At 66.3% G+C, this 18,404-nt stretch carries 17 protein-coding genes and 1 tRNA gene; 8 read left to right on the top strand and 10 right to left on the bottom strand.

All coding sequences use genetic code 11. The annotated features are described in order from the left end of the window. Positions 1–4 precede the first annotated feature (4 nt). The 7 genes from urtD to ppk2 all read right to left on the bottom strand — a co-directional run bounded on the left by urtD (position 5) and on the right by ppk2 (position 8,218). On the bottom strand, positions 5–880 hold the full coding sequence (gene urtD / locus BLW05_RS14670; protein WP_093163602.1) for an urea ABC transporter ATP-binding protein UrtD: 876 nt from the start codon (positions 878–880) through the stop codon (positions 5–7). Next, positions 877–2,124: an urea ABC transporter permease subunit UrtC gene (gene urtC, locus BLW05_RS14675; protein WP_093163603.1), complete on the bottom strand. Its 1,248-nt coding sequence runs from the start codon at positions 2,122–2,124 to the stop codon at positions 877–879. Before urtC ends, urtD begins: the two co-directional genes overlap by 4 nt. Next, complete coding sequence (gene urtB / locus BLW05_RS14680) at positions 2,121–3,683, bottom strand: urea ABC transporter permease subunit UrtB (RefSeq protein ID WP_371126944.1); 1,563 nt, start codon at positions 3,681–3,683, stop codon at positions 2,121–2,123. The genes urtC and urtB overlap by 4 nt, the downstream gene beginning before the upstream one ends. 132 nt (positions 3,684–3,815) lie before the next feature. Further along, the gene (gene urtA / locus BLW05_RS14685) at positions 3,816–5,084 is read right to left on the bottom strand and encodes an urea ABC transporter substrate-binding protein (RefSeq protein ID WP_093163605.1); all 1,269 of its coding nucleotides are present in this window, start codon (positions 5,082–5,084) and stop codon (positions 3,816–3,818) included. Between the two features lie 199 nt (positions 5,085–5,283). Continuing rightward, positions 5,284–6,132 carry a lipase family protein gene (locus BLW05_RS14690; RefSeq protein WP_093163606.1) on the bottom strand — a complete coding sequence of 283 codons (849 nt, stop codon included), beginning with the start codon at positions 6,130–6,132 and terminating at the stop codon, positions 5,284–5,286. A gap of 21 nt (positions 6,133–6,153) precedes the next feature. Then, on the bottom strand, positions 6,154–7,203 hold the full coding sequence (locus BLW05_RS14695) for an extracellular catalytic domain type 1 short-chain-length polyhydroxyalkanoate depolymerase (protein ID WP_093163608.1): 1,050 nt from the start codon (positions 7,201–7,203) through the stop codon (positions 6,154–6,156). A 97-nt stretch (positions 7,204–7,300) separates the two neighbouring features. Further along, entirely contained in the window at positions 7,301–8,218 is a 918-nt protein-coding gene (gene ppk2, locus BLW05_RS14700; RefSeq protein WP_093163609.1) for a polyphosphate kinase 2, read from the bottom strand. A gap of 166 nt (positions 8,219–8,384) precedes the next feature. Here ppk2 and BLW05_RS14705 point away from each other — a divergent pair, with 166 nt between their 5' ends. From BLW05_RS14705 to BLW05_RS14735, 7 genes are all read left to right on the top strand, one after another. Continuing rightward, complete coding sequence (locus BLW05_RS14705; RefSeq protein ID WP_256330310.1) at positions 8,385–9,425, top strand: transporter; 1,041 nt, start codon at positions 8,385–8,387, stop codon at positions 9,423–9,425. A 27-nt stretch (positions 9,426–9,452) separates the two neighbouring features. Next, positions 9,453–10,307, top strand: a complete 855-nt coding sequence (locus tag BLW05_RS14710) for a 3',5'-nucleoside bisphosphate phosphatase (protein ID WP_093163612.1) — start codon at positions 9,453–9,455, stop codon at positions 10,305–10,307. Between the two features lie 5 nt (positions 10,308–10,312). After that, positions 10,313–11,245, top strand: a complete 933-nt coding sequence (locus tag BLW05_RS14715) for a DMT family transporter (RefSeq protein ID WP_256330335.1) — start codon at positions 10,313–10,315, stop codon at positions 11,243–11,245. A 66-nt stretch (positions 11,246–11,311) separates the two neighbouring features. After that, a complete protein-coding gene (locus tag BLW05_RS14720; protein ID WP_093163615.1) occupies positions 11,312–11,947 on the top strand; it encodes an L-threonylcarbamoyladenylate synthase in 636 nt (211 codons plus the stop codon). Positions 11,948–11,988: 41 nt separating this feature from the next. Further along, entirely contained in the window at positions 11,989–12,660 is a 672-nt protein-coding gene (locus BLW05_RS14725; RefSeq protein ID WP_093163617.1) for a site-2 protease family protein, read from the top strand. Between the two features lie 10 nt (positions 12,661–12,670). Then, on the top strand, positions 12,671–13,987 hold the full coding sequence (locus tag BLW05_RS14730; RefSeq protein ID WP_093163618.1) for a tryptophan--tRNA ligase: 1,317 nt from the start codon (positions 12,671–12,673) through the stop codon (positions 13,985–13,987). A 70-nt stretch (positions 13,988–14,057) separates the two neighbouring features. After that, a complete protein-coding gene (locus BLW05_RS14735; protein WP_093163620.1) occupies positions 14,058–14,654 on the top strand; it encodes a response regulator transcription factor in 597 nt (198 codons plus the stop codon). Between the two features lie 112 nt (positions 14,655–14,766). Here BLW05_RS14735 and BLW05_RS14740 read toward each other — a convergent pair whose 3' ends face one another. From BLW05_RS14740 to serS, 3 genes are all read right to left on the bottom strand, one after another. After that, complete coding sequence (locus BLW05_RS14740) at positions 14,767–16,203, bottom strand: surface-behavior sensor histidine kinase ShkS (protein WP_256330312.1); 1,437 nt, start codon at positions 16,201–16,203, stop codon at positions 14,767–14,769. Between the two features lie 257 nt (positions 16,204–16,460). Continuing rightward, positions 16,461–16,551: transfer RNA gene (locus tag BLW05_RS14745), tRNA-Ser, on the bottom strand. 48 nt (positions 16,552–16,599) lie between these two features. Next, the gene (serS, locus tag BLW05_RS14750; RefSeq protein ID WP_093163622.1) at positions 16,600–17,931 is read right to left on the bottom strand and encodes a serine--tRNA ligase; all 1,332 of its coding nucleotides are present in this window, start codon (positions 17,929–17,931) and stop codon (positions 16,600–16,602) included. Between the two features lie 59 nt (positions 17,932–17,990). Between serS and BLW05_RS14755 the strand changes: the two genes are divergently transcribed. Next, positions 17,991–18,401 carry a VOC family protein gene (locus tag BLW05_RS14755; protein WP_093163624.1) on the top strand — a complete coding sequence of 137 codons (411 nt, stop codon included), beginning with the start codon at positions 17,991–17,993 and terminating at the stop codon, positions 18,399–18,401. The last annotated feature ends 3 nt before the right edge of the window (positions 18,402–18,404 follow it).

The raw sequence follows: 18,404 nt of genomic DNA on the forward strand, positions 1-18,404 counted from the left end.
CTTCCTAGCGACCGAGATACACCTCGATGACGCGCTCGTCCGCCTGCACCTCGTCCAAGGTGCCCTGCGCGAGCACCGAGCCGTCGCACAGCACGGTCACGATCTCGGAGATGGTACGGATGAAGCTCATGTCGTGCTCCACCACCATCAGCGAGTGCTTGCCCTTGAGCGACAGGAAGAGTTCGGCGGTGCGCGCGGTTTCCTCGTCCGTCATGCCGGCCACCGGCTCGTCGAGCAGCAGCAGCTTCGGGTCCTGCATGAGCAGCATGCCGATCTCCAGCCACTGCTTCTGCCCGTGGCTGAGGTTGCCCGCGAGGCGCAGCACGCTGCCTTCGAGATGAATGGTGTGCAGCACCTCGGCGAGCCGGTCGCACTGTTCCGAGTCGAGCCTGAAGAGCATCGAGGACTTCACGCCCTTGTCGGTCGCGAGCGCCAGCTCGAGGTTCTCGAACACGGTGAGATGCTCGAACACCGTCGGCTTCTGGAACTTTCGCCCGATGCCGAGCTGCGCGATCTCGGCCTCCTTGTGCCGCAGCAGGTCGATGGTGCTGCCGAAGAACACCGTGCCTTCGTCGGGACGGGTCTTGCCGGTGATGATGTCCATCATCGTGGTCTTGCCCGCGCCGTTCGGGCCGATGATGCAGCGCAGCTCGCCGGGCGCGATGTCCAGCGAGAGCTTGTTGATCGCCTTGAAGCCGTCGAAGCTCACGCTCACGTCTTCGAGGTAGAGGATGCGGCCGTGCGTCACATCGACTTCGCCCGCCGTCATGTGCCGGCCGTAGCCTGCGGTGCGTCCGCCGGATTCGGTGTGCAGGGCCTGTTCGAAGGCGATGTGCCTGGCGACGCGCTCGGCGCCGGCGTCCATCAGGTCGGGTGTCATGCGCGTGCTCCCTTGGGTTCGACGGCGAGCGGCGGCGCGAGTGACGCGGGCTCGACGCCCTGCTCCGCGGCCACCGCGCGCTGCGCTTCGCGGCGTGCTTCGGTGGGTTCCGCTTCGAGCGGCGCAGTGGCCTTTTCCTTGGCGCGCGATGCCCACTTCTTCACCAGCCCCACGATGCCGTCCGGCAGAAAGAGCGTGACCGCGATGAACAGCGCGCCGAGGAAGTACAGCCAGTATTCCGGATAGGCCACCGTGAGCCAGCTCTTGGCGCCGTTGACGATGAAGGCGCCGAGGATCGGCCCGATCAGCGTCGCGCGCCCGCCGACCGCCGCCCAGATCGCGATCTCGATCGAGTTGGCCGGGCTCATCTCGCTCGGGTTGATGATGCCCACCTGCGGCACGTAGAGCGCGCCGGCCACGCCGCACATCACGGCCGAGATCACCCAGATGGTGAGCTTGTAGCCCAGCGGGTTGTAGCCCGAGAACATCACGCGCGATTCGGCGTCGCGGATGGCCTGCAGCACCCGGCCGAACTTGCTGCCGATGAGCCACTTCGAGAACAGGAAGAAGCCCAGCAGCGTGAGGCCAGTCAGCGCGAACAGCGTCATGCGCATTTCCTGCGTCTGGATCGGAATGCCCAGGATGCGCTTGAAGTCGGTGAAGCCGTTGTTGCCGCCGAAGCCGGTCTCGTTGCGGAAGAAGAGCAGCATCGCAGCGAAGGTCATCGCCTGCGTGATGATCGAGAAGTACACGCCCTTGATGCGCGAGCGGAAGGCGAAGAAGCCGAACACGAAGGCGATCAGCCCCGGCACCGCGACGATCAGGACCAGCGTGGCGACGAAGCTGTCGCTCACCGCCCAGTGCCACGGCAGCGTCTTCCAGTCGAGGAAGACCATGAAGTCCGGCAGGTCACTCTTGTAGTTGCCGTCGCGGCCGATCTGGCGCATGAGGTACATGCCCATCATGTAGCCGCCGAGCGCGAAGAAGAGCCCGTGCCCGAGCGAGAGGATGCCGGTGTAGCCCCAGATGAGATCCATCGCGAGCGCGCAGATCGCGTAGCACATGATCTTGCCGACCAGCGCCACTGCGTAGTCGCTCATGTGCAGCGCGCTGCCGGCCGGGACCGCCATGTTGAGCACCGGCGCCAGCGCGCACACCACGATGAGCGCGACGAAGAAGGCGGTCCAGCCCTTGCCGCTCAGCAGCGGGCCCTTGGAGGGAAGTACGACTTTGCTGCTGCTCATGCTTCGGCGCTCCGGCCCTTGACTGCGAAGATGCCCTGCGGACGCTTCTGGCTGAAGATGATGATGAAGACCAGCACCGCGATCTTCGCGAGCACCGCGCCGGCCCAGCCTTCGATGAACTTGTTGAGGATGCCCAGGCCCAGCGCCGCGTACACCGTTCCGGCAAGCTGGCCGACCCCGCCCATCACGACGACCATGAACGAATCGACGATGTAGCTCTGGCCGAGGTCCGGGCCCACGTTGCCGATCTGCGAGAGCGCGCAGCCCGCCAGCCCGGCGATGCCGGAGCCCAGCGCGAAGGCGTAGGTGTCGATGCGCGCGGTGTTCACGCCCATGCACGAGGCGATCGGCCGGTTCTGCGTCACGCCGCGCACGAAGAGGCCCAGCCGCGTGCGGCCGATGAGCCAGCCCATCGCAAGCAGCACGAGGCCCGCGAAGATGATGATGCAGATGCGGTTCCACGGCAGCGTGACGTTGCTCAGCAGATTCAGCCCGCCGCTCATCCAGGCGGGGTTTTCCACGCCGACGTTCTGCGCGCCGAAGATCGAGCGCACCAGCTGCTGCAGCATCAGGCTGATCCCCCAGGTGGCGAGCAGCGTCTCCAGCGGCCGGCCGTAGAGGAATCGGATCACGCCGCGTTCGAGCACCGCGCCGACGAAGGCCGATGCGAGGAAGGCGACCGGAATCGCCGCCACCAGGTACCAGCCGAACATCGACTCCGGCATGTAGCGCTGGAAGAGGCCCTGCATTACGTAGGTCGCGTAGGCGCCGATCATCATCAACTCGCCGTGCGCCATGTTGATCACGCCCATCAGCCCGTAGGTGATCGCGAGGCCCAGCGCAGCCAGCAGCAGCACGGAACCGAGGCTGATGCCGCTGAACACGGCATTGATGCGGTCGCCCCAGACGAGCGAGCCGTCGATGTTGATGATCGACGCGGTGATGGCCGCCTTCACGTCGGCCTCGGTCTCTTCGGCGAGGCGTTGGTTGAGCAGCAGCTTGGTGTCGGGGCTGCGGCTGTCGCCAAGCGCCTTGGCGGCATCGAGCCGCTTGCCCTTGTCGGCGCTGCTGAGCAGGCTCGCCGCGCGCACCAGTTCGAGCTGCGCCTTGATCTTGGGATTGGTTTCGGCAGCGAGTGCCTTCTCGACCATCGGAAGCCGCGATTCGTCGGGCTCCTTGAACAAAGCCTGCGCGGCTTCGAGCCGCACTGCGTCATCCTTGCTCGTGAGCTTGAGCGCGGCCTGCGCGGCTTCGAAAGCGCCCCGCATCATGTTGTTGTTGACCACATCCTCGGCGTCGTCCGGCAGCTTGAGTTCTGCGCCGGTCACCGGGTCGTAGGCCTTGTCGTCCTTGATGACGAAGACCTTGTCCTCGGTGAACTTCACCGCGTCGTCGGACATGGCCTGGATGAAGGCGGCGGTCTTTTCGTCGGCAGTGGCAACCGCCTTGTTGAGCGCCTCGACGCGGGCTTCCGTGTCACCCGATGCAATGGCCTTCGCCTCGTCGGCGGTCAGCGCGTGGGCGGGAAGAACCGCCAGAAGCGCGAGACCAGCCGCCAGTAGATGAGAGCGCGAAAGTAAGTGCACAAGCTTCCCTATTCCAGAAACACCGCGGAACCGGCTTGGCCGGTCCGCTGGTGTTGCCCCCTGAAAGGGGGTGTCAGAGCCACACGAAGTGGGCGAGGCTGGGGGTCAGAGCGACTTCCCGGCAGGGTAGTCCGGCTTCTTGTCGTTGCCCTCGATGTACGGGCTCCACGGCTTGGCCTTGACCGGACCCGGCGTCTTCCACACCACGTTGAACTGGCCGTCGGCCTTGATCTCGCCGATGAACACGCTCTTGTGCAGGTGGTGGTTCTTCTCGTCCATCTTCGAGACGATGCCCGACGGTGCGGTGAAGGTTTGGCCGGCCATCGCGGCGATCACCTTGTCGGTGTCGGTGCTCTTGGCCTTCTCGACCGCCTGCTTCCACATGTGGATGCCGATCCAGGTGGCTTCCATCGGGTCGTTGGTCAGCGGCTTGTCCTTGTGGCCGGCGATGTTCTTGGCCTTGGCGTAGTCGCTCCACTGCTTGATGAACGCCGTGTTGGTCGGGTTCTTGATGCTCATGAAGTAGTTCCACGCCGCGAGGTGGCCCACGAGCGGCTTGGTGTCGACGCCGCGCAGCTCTTCCTCGCCGACCGAGAAGGCGACGACCGGCACGTCTTTGGCCTTCAGGCCGGCATTGCCGAGTTCCTTGTAGAAGGGCACGTTGGAGTCGCCGTTGATGGTCGAGACCACCGCCGTCTTGCCGCCGGCCGAGAACTTCTTGATGTCGGCCACGATGGTCTGGTAATCGCTGTGGCCGAAGGGGGTGTACTTCTCGTCGATGTCCTTGTCGGCCACGCCCTTGCTCTTGAGGTAGGCGCGCAGGATCTTGTTGGTGGTGCGCGGGTACACGTAGTCGGTGCCCAGCAGCACCCAGCGCTTCGCACCGCCGCCTTCCTTGCTCATGAGGTAGTCGACTGCCGGGATCGCTTGCTGGTTCGGCGCGGCGCCAGTGTAGAAGACGTTCTTGCTGAGCTCTTCACCCTCGTACTGCACGGGGTAGAACAGGAGGCCGTTCATCTCCTCGACCACCGGCAGCACCGACTTGCGCGAGACCGAGGTCCAGCAACCGAAGATGACGGCGACCTTGTCCTGGCCGAGCAACTGCTTTGTCTTCTCGGCGAAGAGCGGCCAGTTGGAGGCCGGATCGACCACCACGGGCTCGAGCTTCTTGCCCATCACGCCGCCCTTGGCGTTGATGTCGTCGATGGCCATGAGCACCGTGTCCTTGAGCACGGTTTCCGAGATCGCCATCGTGCCCGAGAGCGAGTGCAGCACGCCGACCTTGATGGTGTCCTGCGCGAACGCGGGGGCGACCGAAAGACCCGCCAGCGCGACGGCGGCGGTGAGCGCCTTGAGGGTGAAACGACGTTGCATGATGAGACCTTCTCCTGTGGTTTGAACGATGGGAGAAGTCTGCGGAAACGGTCACACAGCGGAAATACGCCGGGTGGCGTACAGGGTGTTGCTGGCCGGGAAACCGGGAACAGCCGCGGAACCGGCTTCGCCGGGCCGCCGGCTGTGCCCCCGGTCGGGGGTGCCCGAGCCACACGAAGTGGGCAAGGCTGGGGGCGAGCTAAAAAAACCCTCGCGCGTAGTTGATGGGGGCGTGGTCCGCCAATTCGCGCAGGAGCACCGCCCCCGGCTTCCACGCATGCTCGGACGCATAGCGCGCCCGGCCTTCGACGCGGTCGGCCTCGATCATGGTCGGGGCCGGATCGTCGACGCATTCGCCGGTGATGCAGGTGATGTAGGTCACCGCACCCGCGTGCGCATAGAACGACAGCGCAGGTGGCAGCTGGGTGACCACGTCGCACCCATCCACCAGTCGCACGGCATTGATGTGCGCGAGCGTCGCGACGAACTCCGCGTCGCCGACGCGCGGCGAGCCGAGCGTGACGAGCATGTCGGGCTTGAGGACGCTCGCGGCCAGCGTCGCAAGCGCAGCGCCGAGGCTGTGGCCGGTGAGGATGAGGCGGCTGCGCGACTGCCCCTCGCCCGCGAGCCAGTCCATCAGTTGTGGCAGCACGCCGCGGGTCGCCTTGGCAAAGCCGGCGTGCACGCGCCCGCCGCTTTCGTGCCATTCGATCTGCTGGGCCTGCAGGTTGGTGACGAGGTGCCGGATCTCGTCCGGCTGCGTGCCGCGGAACGCGATGAGCGCGGTGCCGTCGCCGCCATGGATCGTCCCGAAGGCGAAAGTCGCGGCATCGCAGAAGAGCCTGGGCGCGGCGAAGCCCGCCCGCGCGAAGGCCGCGGCCAGGCGCTGCTCCTCGGATTCCGACTGCTCCGCGCGGTAGTACGCGAGGCGCGAAGCCTCGACAGCCCACTGCGTCGGCGTGTAAAGGCTGCCGTGCTCGAAGAGCGTCTCCTGGCGTTCCGGCGTGTAGAGGGCGGCACGGCTGGCGTCGTAGGCAATCGTGGGCATGGTGGACTCTTCCCTCCCGATTCAAGGCGTGCGCTCGCCGGCGCCGAGGCGAAACTGGCGTGCCGCGAAGGCCCACACCAGCTTGCTCGCGTCGGGCCCGGCCGCATCCGTGAACAACATGCTGGGGGCACCGCCGCTCCAGGCATGGCCGAGGCCGGCGATCTCGCACAGGGTGACCGCGACACGTCCCCGTCGCGTGAAGTCGGTGATGCGCATCGGATGGCGCTTGCCGCGCTGCACCGTGCGCATGGCGCCGGCGCGCGCGCCGGTGGCCACCGCCCAAACCGCCGCAGTGCTGCTGGCGTTGCTGGCGGACACGACGGTGTCGGCATCGCCGTGCAGCACCAGTAGCGGCGGCAGCGTCGCGAAAACCGCCGCGGCGCCCATCGCCTTGCCCACGGCGGTGGCGGGCATCGGGGGCACGTGCTGCCCGCGCATCGCACCCAGCGCGGTGGCTGGCGACCTGGCCGCGCCCGGCGCGACGCCCGAATGCATCGCCACCGCCTTGAAGCGCAGCGGATAGCGTGTCGCCAGCAGCGCCGCCATGCTGGCGCCGGCCGACAGTCCGGCAAGCGCGACGCGGTCACGGTCGAGCGGATACAGCATCAGCGCCTGGTCGATCGCCGCCATGAGCGTGGCGGCTTCCGCATCAGCCTTGCCGGAGCGGCGGTCGTACCAGTTCCAGCAGCCTTGCGCATTGGCGATGCGGTCCTGTTCGGGGTAGAGCACCATGAAGCCTTCGCGCGCGGCGATGCGGTTCATGCGGGTGCTGATGGCAAAGTCGCGCCCGGTCTGCCCGCAGCCATGGAGCATGACCACGAGCGGCAGCTTTTCGCCGAGCTTGAGCTGGAGCTCGGGCGGCCGGTAAAGGTGATAGCGCCGCGCGCCCGCCGGTCCCAGCGCGACGCCGGGCAGCCAGTCGCCGCGCCCGGGCGGTGGCTTGAGCTGCTTTGCGGCGGCCCGCTGCACCTGGTTGGCGATGCGCTTGCTGCTCCCCAGCGTCGCCTTGGTGAGCGCCTTCAGGTTGCGCTGGTATGCGCGGGTGAGCGGAGAGATTGCACGGCGGGCCATCAATATGCGGCAAGGGTCGTCCGTGCACGGTAGCAGCTTCGAACGAAGCAGGCTACCCGGACGATTGGCCGATCAGTCCATCCGGTGCGCCGTCGGATCAGTACAGCTCGGGCACGTACATGCTGTCGGGCACCGGATGGCGCAGGTAGTCCGCATGGCGCTCACGGGCCGGCAGGACCACCGGTGCATGCTCGACCTCCTGGTAGGGAAGCTGGCCCAGCAGGTGGCTGATGCAGTTGAGCCGGGCCTTCTTCTTGTCGACCGCCTGAACCACCCACCACGGCGCCTCGGGGATGTGCGTGCGGTCGAGCATGATCTCCTTGGCCTTGGTGTATTCCTCCCAGCGGCGGCGCGATTCGAGGTCCATGGGGCTGAGCTTCCACTGCTTGAGCGGGTCGTGGATCCGGCTCAGGAAGCGCATGTGCTGCTCGTCGTCGGTGATGGAGAACCAGTACTTGATCAGCTTGATGCCCGAGCGCACCAGCATCCGCTCGAAGTCGGGCACCGTGCGGAAGAACTCCTCGTACTCGTCGTCGGTGCAGAAGCCCATCACGCGCTCGACGCCGGCGCGGTTGTACCAGCTGCGGTCGAAGAGCACCATCTCGCCGGCCGCGGGCAGATGCGCCACGTAGCGCTGGAAATACCACTGGGTGCGTTCACGGTCGTTCGGCGCCGGCAGTGCCGCCACACGCGCCACGCGCGGGTTGAGGCGCTGCGTGATGCGCTTGATCACGCCACCCTTGCCCGCCGCATCGCGGCCTTCGAACAGGATGACCACCTTCTGCTTGGTGTTCTGCACCCAGTCCTGCAGCTTCACCAGTTCGCCCTGGAGGCGGAACAGCTCCTTGAAATAGGCCTGCCGCGCCGCCTTGTCGTCGATCTTGCCGGTTTCGAGTTCCTTGATGCTGCGGTCTTCGATCTCGAGCTCGATCTCTTCGTCGTAACTGTCGACCAGGTCGCGCGCGATGCGCTGCATGAGTTCTTCCTGGTTACTCAGGATGTCGGGGAGCGTCATGGTCCGTCTCTGGGGAAAGGGAATTTCGGCATCGTGCGGCGGCCGGATGACAGTCTTGTGACGAAAAGTGAGCCCAATGTGCGTCGTCATCTGGCTGACACATGGCCGAAGGACGATTCCGCGACGCAGCGCCACGTGGGCCTGCCCCGGGGTGTTGGGATCGACTTTGGTACTTCAGGATTGGACGATCGGTGCCTATGGCAGCGATGAGGCGGGACTGATCTGCGGCTATCTGTTCGAGGCCGGGGCGGCGCAGCCCGTGCGCGCCGTCGACTCGTCGCAGGCCGCAGAGTGGCTGGCCCGGACTCCCGTGCAGGAGCGCGCGGGGGCGGAACGCGCATATATGTGGCTGCACTTCAACCTCAGCCATGCACAGGCCGAGCGCTGGCTGATGCGCCACGCGGGCCTGTCCGACGTGTTCTACGAGACGCTGAAGGACGGGCTGCACTCCACCCGCATCGAGCGCGCGGACGATTCGCTGATCGCAGTCATCAACGACGTGCACTTCGAATTCAGCTTCGAGCCGTCGGACATCTCCACCCTCTGGATCAGCGTCGGGCCCCGGCTGGTGGTGACCGCGCGCAGCCAGCCGCTGCGGTCGGTGGACGCGCTGCGCACGGCCGTGAAAGCCGGCGACGCGCCGAAGTCTTCCACCGAATTGCTCGAACACCTGATGCGGGCGCAGGCGGACGTGCTGGTGAAGATCGTGCGCGATGGAACCGCGCGCATCGACTCGATCGAGGACGAGCTGCTGGCGGGCCGCCTCGACCACAAGCGGGCACGGCTGGGCACGCTGCGGCGGGTGCTGGTGCGCCTGCAGCGGCTGCTGGCACCGGAGCCGGCCGCGCTCTTCCGCCTGCTGCAGACCCCGCCGCTGTGGATGTCCGAATCCGACGCCCAGCAGCTCCGCGCCGCGACCGAAGAGTTCTCGGTGGTGCTGCGCGACATGGGCGCGCTGCAGGAACGCATCAAGCTGCTGCAGGAAGAGATCGCGGCCAACGTGAACGAGGACAACAACCGCAGCCTCTTCGTGCTGACCGTGGTCACGGTGCTGGCGCTGCCGATCAACATCACGGCGGGCCTGTTCGGCATGAACGTCGGCGGCATCCCGCTGGCCGAGCACAAGCACGGCTTCTGGATCCTGGTGGGCATCGTGGTCACGTTCACCGCGGTGGCGGCATGGCTGGCTTTCCGCAAAAAGCGCTGAATGCGCGGGAAAGTTAAGATTCGTGACGTGTCATCGATCCTTAATGCCGACCTGCACTGCCATTCCGTGGTCTCGGACGGCACGCTCACACCCGAGGAACTCGCCGCGCGGGCCGCGGCCAACGGCGTCGAGCTCTGGGCGTTGACCGACCACGACGAGATCGGCGGCCAGCACCGTGCGGCCGCGGCGGCCCGACAGAACGGCATCAAGTACCTCACCGGCACCGAGATTTCGGTCACTTTCGCGGGCGAGACGGTGCACATCGTCGGCCTGGGCTTCGACCCCGAAGACGCGGCCATGAGCGAAGGCCTCTACGACACCCGCGGCGGACGCGGCAAGCGCGCGCAGGAGATGGCCGAGCAACTGGCCAAGGTCGGCATCCTTGGCGCCTACGAGGGCGCGCTCCGGTTCGTCGGCAACCCGGAGCTGATCTCGCGCACCCATTTCGCCCGGTTTCTCGTGGAAGGCGGCTATTGCCGCGACACCGCGGAAGTCTTCCGCAAGTACCTGACGGAAGGCAAGCCCGGCTATGTGCCGCACCGCTGGGCCACGCTGAAGGACGCGGTGACGTGGATCACTGCCGCCAACGGGCTGGCGGTGATCGCGCACCCTGGCCGCTACAAGTTCACCGCCAACGAGGAATACGCCCTGTTCCTCGAATTCAAGGCGCACGGCGGCAAGGCGATCGAGGTGGTGACCGGCAGCCATACTCCGGCCGAGTACGTCGAATACGCCGACAAGGCGCTGGAGTTCGGCTTTGCCGCCTCGCGCGGCAGCGATTTCCACAGCCCCGACGAAAGCCATTGCGACCTGGGCAAGCTCCCGTGGCTGCCCGGGAACCTCACGCCGGTGTGGGAGCTGCTGGAGCACCGCATCCAGTGAGCTCGCTGCCGGGCGGCGCCACTGCCACAAGCCGAATCACCCGGGACATCGAATCCGAGCGGATCCTCGCCGGGATCGGTCTGGTGCTGCTGGCCGTGGCCTGCTTCGCCACGCTCGACACCGCCACCAAGCTCTCGACCGCGGCGGTGCCGATCCTCATGGGCGTCTGGGTGCGCTATGCCTTCCAGGCGGTCGCCACCACGCTGGTGCTGCTGCCGCGGCACGGCACCACCCTGCTGCGCACGCGTCATCCGCGCTACCAGCTGCTGCGCGGCGCACTGCTGCTGGCATCGAGCACGCTGGCCTTCTTGAGCCTGCGCTACATGCCGCTGGCGGAGTTCACCTCGATCGTGCTGATCGCGCCGCTCGTGATCACGCTGCTGGCCGCCACCACGCTCAAGGAACAGGTCTCGCCACTGCGCTGGGCGCTGGTGGCGGGCGGCTTCGTCGGCACGCTCGTGATCCTGCGGCCGGGCGGCGGCGCCTTCAGCTGGGCCGTGCTGCTGCCTATCGGGCTGGTGCTGACCAATGCCTGGTTCCAGGTGCTGACGAGCAAGCTGGCGCGCACCGAGAACCCGCTCACGATGCACTTCTACACCGGCTGGGTGGGCACCCTGCTGGCCTCGGTCGCGGTGCCCTTCGCATGGACCGCGCTGCCATCGTGGCAATGGTGGGCGCTCCTGTGCCTGATGGGGCTTATGGGGACGATCGGGCATTTCCTGCTGATCCTGGCCTACCAGCGCACACCTGCCTCCACGCTCACGCCCTATCTCTACGCACAGATCGCTTTCGCGATGCTGGGCGGCTGGATCATGTTCTCGCAGGTGCCCGACGTCGTCTCGCTGACCGGCATGGCCTTGATCGCAGTCTGCGGCGCGGCGGGCGCATGGCTCACGGTGCGCGAGCGTCGCGTACCGATCGAGCCGGCGGAGTCTTGACCCCCCCGTTGCTTGCTCACTTCGGCAGAATGGTGGGTTCCCGTCGCCCGTCCCCGTCAGGTTTTCATGGCCCAGTACTTCGAAGTCCATCCCGACAACCCCCAGCAACGCCTTCTGAAGCAGGCTGCGGCCCTCCTCGCCCGCGGCGAGATCGTGGCAGTGCCGACCGACTCCAGCTATGCGCTGGTCTGCCACCTCGACGACAAGGACGCCGTCGACCAGTTGCGGCGCATCCGGCAGGTCGACGAGAAGCACCACCTCACGCTGATCTGCCGCGACCTGAGCGAGCTCGCGAACTACGCGCGCGTGGACAACAAGCAGTACCGGCTGCTGAAGGCCGCGACACCGGGGCCCTACACCTTCATCCTCGAAGCGACGAAGGAAGTCCCGCGCCGCGTGAGCCATCCGCAGCGCAAGACCATCGGCCTGCGCGTGCCCGACCACAAGGTGCTCTGCGAGCTGCTCACCCTGCATGGCGAGCCGCTGCTGGCCACGACGCTCATCCCCCCCGGCGAGACCCGGGCGATGAACGATGCTGCGCAGATCCGCGAACGCTTCGAGAAACAGATCGGCGCCGTGATCGATTCCGGCGCCTGCCCGTCGGAGCCCACGACCGTGGTCGACCTCGTGCCCATGGGCACCGGCGGCGAGCCGGTGCTGGTGCGGGAGGGCCGCGGCCCGCTCGCCTTGCTCGGCCTCTGAGTCGCCCAAGGGACACACACCCCGTCTGAGACAATTCGCCAGTGGACATTTCCAACACCATCCAGACCGTGCTCATCTACGCGCTGCCGGTGATCTTCGCGATCACCGTGCACGAGGCCGCGCACGGCTACGTCGCCCGCTATTTCGGCGACAACACCGCCTACGTGCTCGGGCGCGTGACGCTCAACCCGATGAAGCACATCGACCCTGTCGGCACCATCCTGATGCCGCTGCTGCTGTTCTTCGCGACTTCGGGCAGCTTCCTCTTCGGCTATGCGAAGCCCGTCCCGGTGAGCTTCGGCCGGCTGCGCCATCCCAAGCGCGACATGATCTGGGTCGCGCTGGCCGGGCCGGCGGCCAACTTCATCCAGGCGATCCTGTGGGCGCTGTTCTACGTCGCGCTTGCCGCTTTCGGCGTCAGCGAGCCCTTCTTCCTCAAGATGGCGCAGGGCGGCGTGCTGGTGAACCTCGTGATGTGGGCGTTCAACCTCTTTCCGCTGCCGCCCCTCGACGGCGGCCGGGTGCTCGCCGGGCTCCTGCCGCGCGGCCGGGCGCAGGAGTTCCTCGCGCGCATCGAGCCTTATGGCTTTTTCATCGTGATGGGCCTCGTCCTTGCCGGCGTCGTGAGCACGTACTGGCTGCAGCCGCTGATGGCCATCGGCTACGAAATCGTCAACCTGCTGCTCTCCCCCATCATCGCCCTGATCCGCTGAGTCTCTTCACATGGCTTCGTCCAATCCCGACATCGTCCGCTTCCTCACCGGCATCACCACCAGCGGGACGCCGCATCTCGGCAACTACGTGGGCTCGGTGCGGCACTCCGTGCGCTTCAGCCGCCGCCCGGATGTGCAGAGCTTCTACTTCCTCGCGGACTACCACGCGCTGATCAAGGTCGACGACCCCGCGCGCATCCAGCGCTCGACCCTGGAGATCGCCGCCACCTGGCTGGCCTGCGGGCTCGATCCCGAGCGCGTGACCTTCTACCGGCAGTCCGACATTCCCGAGATTCCCGAACTCACCTGGTTCCTGACCTGCGTGGCCGGCAAGGGCCTGCTCAACCGCGCCCACGCTTACAAGGCGCAGGTGGACAAGAACATCGCCCGGGGCGAAGACGCCGACGCGGACGTGAGCGCCGGCCTCTTCATGTACCCGGTGCTCATGGCGGCGGACATCCTGATGTTCAACGCCCACAAGGTGCCGGTGGGCCGCGACCAGGTCCAGCACATCGAGATGGCGCGCGACATGGGCGCGAGCTTCAACCATCTCTACGGCGAGCACTTCACGCTGCCCGAGGCCGAGATCGACGACGCGGTGGCGACCTTGCCGGGCCTGGACGGCCGCAAGATGAGCAAGAGCTACGACAACACCATCCCGCTCTTCACGCCCCGTGCCAATCTGCAGAAGCTCATCGCAGGCATCGTCACCGATTCGCGCGCGCCCGGCGAGCCCAAGGAGACCGAAGGCTCTGCCCTGTTCCAGATCTACCAGGCGTTCGCCGACAACGAGGAGACCGAGACCTTGCGCCGGGCCTTCGCCGACGGCATCGGCTGGGGCGAGGCCAAGCAGGTCCTCTTCGAGCGTATCGACCGCGAGATCGCACCGATGCGCCAGCATTACGACGAATTGATCAATGACCCGGCCCGGATCGAGGCGATCCTGCATGCCGGTGCCGAGAAGGCGCGCGCGCTGTCGAAGCCCTTCCTCACCGAGCTCCGTCACGCGGTCGGCCTGCGGAACCTGGCCTCGAGCGCCAAGCCCGCGGCGCGCAAGACGGCGAAGGTCGCGCGTCCGAGCTTCAAGCAATACAGGGAAAGCGATGGTCTCTTCTACTTCAAGTTTCTCGACGCGACGGGCGCCCAACTGGTACAAAGCCGAGGGTTCGCAACGCCGCAGGAGGCCGGCCGCGCCATCGCCACGCTGAAGCACGAGCGCGGCGCTGCGCTGGCTCTGCTTGCCGAGCAACTCGAACCCATGGACGACAAGGGAGTGAGCGCGGCATCCGCCGCGCTGGAGGCACTGGCCGCCGAAGCGGCCGAGTGAAGGATGATTTGAGAGAAAGCAACGCGCGGCGAGGGGCACGACCCGGACCGCGCACACCGTGAGAAAACCCATGAGTATCTACGTCATCGACGACCACCCCCTGATGCGCGACGCCATCGTGATGGTGCTGCGCCGCCTCCGTCCGGCCGAGACCATCGTCGAGCTCGAACGCCTCGACAAGCTTTCCGCCGCGGTCAAGCAATACGGGGCACCGGGCCTTTTCTGCCTTGACCTGAAACTCCCCGACATCACCGGCGTTTCCGGCGTGGTCGCAGTGAAGCACGACTATCCGGAAGTGCCGATCGCGGTCTACTCGGCATCGCCGTCGGCCGACATGGAAGAGGCCTGCATCGAGGCCGGCGCGGACACCTACATCGAGAAGTCCGCCAGCTCGGCCGAGCTCACCGCGGCGCTGCGCGGCCTGCTGATGGCCGACACCGAAGCCGAAGAACCGGTCACGGCGACCAGCAACAAGCTGTCGAAGCGCCAGACCCAGCTGATCGCCATGCTCGACCAGGGCATGAGCAACCGCGACATCGCGACGGAGCTGGACATCAGCGAGCACACCGTGAAGGTGCACCTGTGGCGCCTGTTCCGCCGGCTGGGTGTGAAGAGCCGCACGCAGGCCCTTCACCACGCCCGCACGAACGGCCTCCTGTCCGGCTAGCCGGGTACACCCCCAGGCTCGCGCACTTCGTGTCGCTCTCCACCCCCTTGCAGGGGGCGCTCCCGGCGGCCCGGCCAAGCCGGTTCCGCGGGAGCCCTGGCATTTCGGCCTCTTAACCTACCGCGCCTGAGATTCGGGTTTGGGCCTGGCTCTCATCCGCGTCGTGCAACGCGACGCGGAACACGCTGCCTTTGCCCAGGCGTGACCGCACGCTGACCGGATGACCCAGTGCGTGCGACAGGCGCGCGACGATGGCGAGGCCAAGGCCGAAGCCGTCCGACGTGCCGGCATGGTCGGCCACCTTGTAGAACTCCAGGAACACGTCGCGCAGGTGTTCCCGGGCAATACCGATGCCGGTGTCCCAGACCTCCACCCGCAAGCCGTCGCGCGTCTGCCTTGACGCCAGCAGCACGCCGCCCTCGGCGGTGTACTTGATCGCGTTGGCGAGCAGGTTGCCGATCATGCGGCGCACGCGGATCGGATCGGTGAGCACCGTCCCCGGCGTCACGTGCATGCGGAAGGTCAGACCCTTGGCTTCCGCGACCGGGCGGTATTGCAGTTCGAGATCGTGCAGCAGCTGGGCCACATCGACCCGCTCGATGTGCAGCCGAACCTGGCCCGAATCGATACGCGCAAGGTCGAACAGCGAGTCGAAGAGCGCATTCACCGCGTGCGTGGCACGCACGATCTTCGGCGCGATCTCGGCCACCAGCTCGGGCTCATTGCGCAGCCAGTCGGCGTAGAGCGACAGGGCGAGCACCGGCTGGCGCATGTCGTGCGCGGCGCTCGCGAGGAAGCGGTTCTTCATCGCCACCGCCGACACGGCCGCCTGGCGCTGCTGGGTGAGCGAATTGATCAGGATGTGGTTGTGGAACAGCAGCTCGAAGCTGTTGCGCGCCGTCTCGTGGATGCGCCGGCCCGCGCGCAGCAGCAGCCACCAGTGCAGGCCCGGCAGCATCAGGAAGCCGTAGTGGAAATGCGGCTTCTCGAAATTCAGCTCAATCATCCGCAGCGCGATCGCCGCGAGCATCGTGAAGAACAGCGTGTTCACGTAGCGCTTGAGCAGCGGCGGATGCAGCGCCAGCCCGTTGAGCGGGAACGTCGCGACCCCCGCAACGATGAGCCAGCTCATGAACTGGTTCACCAGCGGCGTGCGCTCGAAGAAGATCAGGATCGACAGGCCCCAGGCGAACGCGCTGGTACTCCAGAGAAAGCGGTAATGGTCGACGAAGTACTGCTGGGCCGCCGAATCACGGTCGGCATAGTGGCGCGCATAGATCTGCTCGCCCCAGATACGGCAGGCGGTGGCCGCGATGCCGATGCAAAGCCAGACCATGAGCTGCCAGACGGGCACATGCCCCCAACTCAAGCCGACCATCGCGGGCATCAGCGCTGCGGCCAGCAGGTACGAGCCGCGCGAGGCCCGCATCAGGCTTCGGATCAGCTCACCGCGAACCCACGGTTCGGCCTCGTCGGCGGACGCCGGAGCCGGCGTGAGGCTGGCAAAGGACGAGTTGCCCAGGCCCGCAAACGACGAATTTCCCATCATGGCAATACTGGTCCCTTGTCAGTCAGGCACAAAAAAGCCCCTCGCGGGGCCATGAAAGCGGCTGCCTCTGCCAACCTGCAGCGGGCTGCCGAGCGTTCGATCTTAATTCGCTGTGCGAAATGTCTTGCTTCGATTCTTCCCCGATGCGTCGCATGCACACAACGTGCCGCCAGGCGGCAAGGAATCGCGCGGACAAAAGAAAACGGGCCACTGGGGCCCGTTTGATCTTGGCTGGACCAGAGCGATCGCCAAGTTGCTGGAGGAGAGGGAGGGATTCGAACCCTCGGTGGGCTATGAACCCACGCCTGATTTCGAGTCAGGTACATTAGACCACTCTGCCACCTCTCCGGTGTTGGTCGAGCCCGCGATTCTAGCAGAGCTTCGACCGGTTTTTTCTCAGGCCCGCAAAACTTCGAGGCCTCCGAGGTACGGCCGAAGGGCGGTCGGCACCTTGATCGAGCCGTCTTCGTTCTGGTGGTTCTCGAGGACCGCGACCAGCGTCCGCCCCACCGCCAATCCCGAGCCGTTGAGCGTGTGGACCAGTTCGTTCTTGCCCTGCGCATTCTTGAAGCGCGCCTGCAGCCGGCGCGCCTGGAAGGCCTCGCAGTTCGACACCGAGCTGATCTCGCGATAGGTATCCTGCGCCGGCAGCCACACTTCGAGGTCATAGGTCTTGCTCGACCCGAAACCCATGTCGCCGGTGCTGAGGAGCACCACGCGATACGGCAGCTCGAGCGCCTGCAGCACCGCTTCGGCGTGGCCGACCATCGCTTCGAGCGCTTCGTAGCTCTTCTCGGGATGCGTGATCTGCACCATCTCGACCTTGTCGAACTGGTGCTGGCGGATCATGCCGCGCGTGTCTCGGCCGGCGCTGCCCGCTTCCGAACGGAAGCACGGCGTGTGCGCGGTCAGCCGGATCGGCAGTTGCGCCTCGGGCACCACTTCGTCGCGCACGAAATTCGTGAGCGGCACCTCGCTGGTCGGGATGAGGTAGAGCGCCTGCAGGTCGGGTACGGCCTCGCCTTCCTGGCCGCCCTTCTTCGCGGCGAACAGGTCGCCTTCGAACTTCGGCAACTGGCCCGTGCCGCGCAGCGTCTCGGCGTTGACGATGTAGGGCACGTAGCACTCTGTGTAGCCGTGCTGCTGCGTCTGCAGGTCGATCATGAATTGCGACAGCGCACGATGCAGGCGCGCGATCGGCCCCTTCATGACATTGAAGCGCGAGCCCGACAGCTTGGCGCCCGTCTCGAAATCCAGTCCGAGCGGCGTGCCGAGATCGACGTGATCCTTGGCGGCGAATGCCAGCGGCTCGGCGGAGCCGCCCGCGCCGCCCTTCGGGCTCCAGCGGCGGATCTCGACATTGGCCTCTTCGTCCTCGCCGACCGGCACGCTCGCGTGCGGCAGGTTGGGCACCGCCAGCAGCAGCGCGTGCAACTCGGGCTGGAGCGCATCGAGGCGGGTGGCCGACGATTCCTGCTCAGCCTTGAGCGCGTTGACTTCCGCCATCAGCGCGTCGACCGATTCACCCTTGGCCTTCAGCGGCCCGATCTGCTTGTTGAGCGCGTTGCGGCGCGCCTGCAATTCCTCGGTGCGGGTCTGCAGGGTCTTGCGTTCGGCCTCGAGCGAACTGAACCTGGCGACGTCGAGGTAGGGCTGGTTCTTCTTGCGGGTTTCAAGGCGCGCAACGACCGAGGCGAGGTCCTTGCGTAACAGTGTGATATCGAGCATTGCGCGATTTTAGGTGCGCGTGCATCGTGATCCCCTGACACATACATCAAGGAGCCGACATGGAAGCCTATCTGACCTTCAACGGCAACGCGGCCGAGGCGCTGGCGTTCTACGCAAAGTGCCTGGGCGGCAAGATCGAATTCAGCATGACCTTCGCGGAGAGCCCCATGGGCGCGCAGACGCCCGACAACTACAAGGACAAGATCATGCACGCCACGCTGACCGCACGCGGCCAGAAACTGATGGCATCCGACGCCCCGCCCGACTACAAGTTCGAGGGCTACAAGGGCTTCTCGCTGTCGGTGCAGGCCAAGGACGTGAAGGAAGGCGAACAGCTGTTCAGCGCGCTCTCCGCCGGCGGCAAGGTCACGATGCCCTATGCGGCGACCTTCTGGTCGCCGGGCTTCGGGATGCTCGAAGACAAGTTCGGCGTGCCGTGGATGATCAACGTGGATCATCCGCCGGCCTGATCG

The sequence above is a fragment of the Variovorax sp. YR216 genome (assembly GCF_900107745.1).
Lineage (GTDB): Bacteria > Pseudomonadota > Gammaproteobacteria > Burkholderiales > Burkholderiaceae_C > Variovorax.